General features: G+C 71.8%; 2 protein-coding genes. Both read right to left on the reverse strand.

The features are described 5' to 3' along the window. Nucleotides 1–343: 343 nt before the first annotated feature. Complete coding sequence (locus AB0H32_RS46930; RefSeq protein ID WP_361135441.1) at nt 344–1,822, reverse strand: MFS transporter; 1,479 nt, start codon at nt 1,820–1,822, stop codon at nt 344–346. Nucleotides 1,823–1,938: 116 nt separating this feature from the next. Beyond that, nucleotides 1,939–3,930 carry an ATP-binding protein gene (locus tag AB0H32_RS46935; RefSeq protein ID WP_361135444.1) on the reverse strand — a complete coding sequence of 664 codons (1,992 nt, stop codon included), beginning with the start codon at nt 3,928–3,930 and terminating at the stop codon, nt 1,939–1,941. Nucleotides 3,931–4,514 lie beyond the last annotated feature (584 nt).

Genomic DNA, 4,514 nt, shown 5'->3' on the forward strand with positions numbered 1-4,514 from the left:
CAGGGTGCCCTCGACGGTGAGTTCGGTCGCGGTGATCTCGTCGGCGACGGGGGTGTAGTGGCCGGTCAGGTAGGGCTTCTTCTCAGCGGTCATGGGGAAACCTCTTTCGGTTGATGTGTTGCTTTGTCAGGTGGTCTGTGCGGTACGGGTCCTGAGGCTCGAGGGCAGTTCTCCAGGGAGGCGTGGTGGGGCTTGCCGAAGCGGCCGGTCGCGGCCTCGGCCGGAGAGCCTCTGCAGGACTCCACGGTGCGGACGCTGACGGCGGGCGGTCTCGCCGACGGTGGCCCTGGCTGTGCTTCCTGTCGTGATCGCGGGTGTCGGTGGCGCGGCTGGTCCATCGGGTTCACCCGCTCCGGGAGGTTTGCGGGGCGAGAGCCGGGCGTGTGGGCGTGGTTGCGGACCGCGGTCCGGTGCAGCGGGTGAGGAGCATTGCGAGGAGAGCTGTTGCGGCCAGGACAGCGGCCGAGACGGTGAAGGCGGCCCGGTAGCCGGCGGTGAGGGACTCCAGGCGGGGCTCATGAGCGGATGCGTGGGCGGCGACGGAGCCGGCGAGGGTGGCCAGGGCGGCGAGACCGATCGCGCCGCCGACCTGTCGGGTGGTGTTCACCAGGCCGCCGGCCAGGCCCGCGTCCTGTGGCGGGACGCCGTCGACAGCCAGTGCCGTGAGCTGGACGAAGGCGATGCTCAGGCCGAGGCCGACGAGGATGCTCGGGCCGAGTATGTCGGCGAGGTAGCTCCCGTCGGCGCCGATCCGTGACAGCCACAGCAGGCCGGCGGCCTCGGTGAACAGGGCTGCGGTCACGGTCGCGGTGGCGCCGATGCGCCGGGAGACACGCGGGGCGAGAGCGGATCCGAGCATGTTGGCTGCGGCGAGCGGGAGTTGGCCCGCTCCGGTGGCCAGGGGACTGGATCCGAGAACCTGTTGCTGGTAGAGCGGCAGGAAGAAGAAAAGGGCGATCCACACGGGCCCCCGCAGGGCCATCAGCAGGTTGCCCGCAGCGACCCGGCCGGTGGTGAACAGCCGCGGCGGCACCAGCGCGTTCGGGCGCCGGAGCTCGATCACGGTGAAGGCCCCGAGCAGCGCGGTGGCGGCGCCGAGGGAAGCAAGGGCCCGGCCGTCCGTCCAGCCGGTGCCGCGTGCGGTGGTCAGCCCCCAGACCAGGCAGGTCAGGGCGAGGGTCACGGTGACGGTGCCCAGCAGGTCGAACCGCCCGGCCCTGCCGCTGACCGTCCGTGGGACGAGTGCCGCCACGGCCGCCAGGACCAGCGCCGATCCGAGCGCGACGGAGTGGAAGATCCATGGCCAGCCCCACGCCTGGGTGAGGACACCACCCAGCAGGACGCCGCCCGCCCCGCCCGCCCCGGAGACCGCGCCCCACACGCCCAGTGCCCTGCCGCGCCCGGGGCCGGACGGGAAGAGGTCCATGGCCAGGGCGAGCGCAGCCGGGGCGATGGCGGCGGCACCGAGGCCCTGGACGGCACGGGCCGCGATCAGCAGGCTCGGGAAGGCGGCCACCCCCGCCGCCAGCGAGGCAGCGGCGAACAGTGCGAGGCCGACGATGAGCACCCGGCGGCGACCGAGCAGGTCGGCTGCCCGCCCTCCCGCCAGGAGCAGCGCTCCGAACGCCAGGCCGTAGGCGTTGACCACCCAGGTGGTGCCACCGTCCGACAGGCCGACCCCGGCGCGGATCTGCGGCAGCGCGACGTTCACGATCGAGGTGGCGAGCATGACGGTGAACTGGGCTGCAGCGAGCACCGCGAGGACGGCTGCCTGCCGAGGGGCGGGCGGGGTCTGCCCCGGCTGTGGTCGGCGGAGGTTCATGGCGCACAGCCTCGTGCGGGGCGGTGTCCACTATCCAGGCCTGGCAGGGGCGATGACTGTCCACTCCTGTCCGCACCTGTCCACCCGGTCCGGCCGGAGGAGTGCGCCTGCCGTTGTTATCGGGAGCCGTGCAGCTCCTGCTGCCACAGGGCCTCGCAGAGCAGGTCCAGGCCCTGGCGCAGATGGCGCCGGTAGGTGCCGTACGGAAGGCCGAGGCGACGGGCGGCAGCCTCCTGGGTGGGCGCGCCGGAGAAGTGGCCGGCCGTCAGGGCCTCGCGGGCGCGCACGCCGCGCGGGTCACGGGCGAGGTCGTCGACGGCCTGGCGCAGCAGGGCGCGCAGCTCTTCGACGGGATCGGAGAAGTCGGCTGCCAGGCGGGTGCGTGTCAGGGCGCAGGCCGCGAAGGCGGCCGGGTCGCGCCAGTGCTGCAGGGCTTCGCGTACGGCCTGGTCGAACGCGGTGCGCGAGAGGCCCGCCGGCCCGGACTGAGCCGGTACTTCGGTGGCTGATATGAAATGGCGAAGCCAGGCCTCTACGGGCATCCGGCGCCAGTCGACGCCGAACAGCCCGTAGGTGTGTTCGCCGACGCGCGGTCGCGCACCGGTGTCGCTGAGGGTTCCCTTGACGCGCTCGGCCCAGGTTTCGGCGTCCCGCCAGACGGCGAAGCCGTAGGCGCGATGGCGCGCACGGGCGGACTCCGCCTGGGCGCGGGAACTGCTCAGGTCGATGACGCGCGAGGGGACCTGGTATCGCTCGGGGTAGATCGTGAAGCGGCTTATGCCGATGTGTTCGCCGGGGCCCACCGGGGCGGTAGCGTCGGTGTGCTCCCACGCTGCGGCGACCACGGGATCGGTGGCCAGGTCCTCGGGGTCGGGAGGGGCCGGCAGAGCGAGTCGGGCCGTGAACGCCACGATCCGGCCGGTGCTCACGAGACGGTAGACGCTGAAGGCCTGTGGCTGGCGTTGCGCCCAGTAGCGGACCAGGTCCGCCGAGGCGGGTCCCTCGGTCTCCTCTGCCATCCTCAGCACCACATCCATGTCGTCCGGGTGCAGGGGGCGGTCGTGCACCTCCTCCTCACGGGACCAGGTGCGCAGCCGGGCCAGGATCTTCCCCTCTCGGAAGAGGTAGAAGAGCTCGTCGGTGACGGTCCACACCCGCTCCTCCGGTGCCTCGCGCAGCAGGCGCAGATACTCGTCCGCCAAACGCTGGCGCATCGTCACGAAGGCATGGGGAGCCCGCCAGCGCAGGTCGGCGGCCAGCGTCTCGCGTGCCGCGTCGTGCGGGTGAAGACCCCGATGCGTGGACTCCATGAAGGGCAGGTCCCTCAGCCAGGAGAAGAGAAGATGGGCGTCCTCCTCGGGCAGCACTGCGGTGAGCAGTTCCTCGGACGTCGAGTGGGCCTGTGCGGCCACCTCCAGGGCACGGCGGTGGGCGGCTGTGGGCACCTCACCGATCAACCCTGTCAGCAGGGTTCGCAGCACGTCTGCCGAAGGGGCCCAGATCTCCTCCCTGCTGCAGCCCGTCGATCCGGCGGCTGCCGCGAGGGACAGTGCCAGCGGGTTGCCTCCGGCGAAGTGGAGTACCCGCTCCCGCAGTTCGGGCCGGATGCGCGCCGTGGCCAGCAGGCTCCGGGCCTGTCTTTCGGAGAACGGCTCCAGCTCGGTCACGTGCAGGAGCCCGGCCCAGGCGGGATCCGCGGTCCACTGCGGCTGCGGAGTGAGGCGACCGGCCAGGAGGACCAGGGTGTCGTCGGCGGCGCGGGGCAGAAAGTGCTGCCACAGCCAGCTTTCCAGCCACTGGCAGTGCTCGAAGGAGTCGAGGACCAGGACGGTGCCGGGAACGTCCAGGAAGGGGCCGGCCGCGCGCTCGAAATCTGCCGGGTCCCGGCTGACGAAACGGCCGTCGAGTTCGACGACCAGCCTGCCTGCCGCACGAGCCTGGTCCGCCAGGCACCGCAGCAGCGTCGACTTTCCTATGCCGCCCGGCCCGAACACGTAGAACGCGAACGGTGCCTGCGGATCGCCGGCCAAAGCCTCCCCGAAATGGGCGAGTTCCTCCTCCCGGCCTATGAAAGCCCGCTCCCGTGCTCGGCTCAGTCTCTCCCCCACGGATGCCACGGCGGCTCCCATCCCATGTTCCAATTCCGGACAGGTGCCCGAAGATACCTACCGGCCCCCGCGGAGAGGGGCACCAACACGAGGCACTGTGGCGGAGGTCCGGCCCGCGTCCTGTCGCCTCTTCGGGGTTTCGAAGGTCCTGGAGGTTCGGACGGGCCTCATGGGGCCCTTGAAAAGGCAGCACTCCCCGAAGGCCCCGTCCGACTTACTTGATGAGCCCCAGGTTCCCGTCTTCCGGGTGGCCGGTGATCAGGAGGGTGGCGGCGAGGTCGTGGCCGGGGCCGAACAGCAGGTCATTGAAGGCTCGGGTGACGTCGGTCGGTGTCGAAGTCCTCTCCCGAGGAGGGGGGACTGAGGGGGGCGTCCCGGCTGCCACGGCCGGGGCAAGGGGCCGCTCCGCCCTGCCCTGTCGGGGCCGGGGCAGCGATGTGCGGAGGTCAGTCGCGGTCGGGGGCGCTTGGGACGGGGGTGAAGTCCACGCAGAGGGAGGCGGGGCCGCGGGTGTACAGGCCTGTCTCCCCGTAGTGGAAGCCGGGGGTGTGGCGGACCTGGTCGAACAGGGAGAGGAGCATCGC

The sequence above is a fragment of the Streptomyces sp. NPDC020362 genome (genome assembly GCF_040642095.1).
Classification (GTDB): domain Bacteria; phylum Actinomycetota; class Actinomycetes; order Streptomycetales; family Streptomycetaceae; genus Streptomyces.

Bases quoted from the DNA above. Each gene is read 5' to 3' on its own strand.
- AB0H32_RS46930 (WP_361135441.1), bottom strand. From the start codon at position 1,822: ATGAACCTCCGCCGACCACAGCCGGGGCAGACCCCGCCCGCCCCTCGG.